At 50.9% G+C, this 224-nt stretch carries 2 tRNA genes; both read right to left on the reverse strand.

The features are described from left to right. Positions 1–5: 5 nt before the first annotated feature. A tRNA-Leu gene (locus tag IC174_RS20975) sits at positions 6–89 on the reverse strand. A gap of 9 nt (positions 90–98) precedes the next feature. Next, positions 99–183: transfer RNA gene (locus IC174_RS20980), tRNA-Tyr, on the reverse strand. Between the last annotated feature and the right edge of the window lie 41 nt (positions 184–224).

Raw genomic sequence — 224 nt, forward strand, 5'->3', positions numbered from 1 at the left:
AAAAATGGTGCGGATGAAGGGAGTCGAACCCCCACGCCAATGGCGCTAGATCCTAAGTCTAGTGCGTCTGCCAATTCCGCCACATCCGCGCATTTTTTTGGTGGAGGATGGTGGATTCGAACCACCGAAGTCGATGACAACAGATTTACAGTCTGCCCCCTTTGGCCGCTCGGGAAATCCTCCGTATTAATTTTACATGGAGCTGGTGATAGGAATCGAACCTA

This window comes from Clostridioides sp. ES-S-0001-03, from assembly GCF_020676075.1.
Taxonomy (GTDB): domain Bacteria; phylum Bacillota; class Clostridia; order Peptostreptococcales; family Peptostreptococcaceae; genus Clostridioides.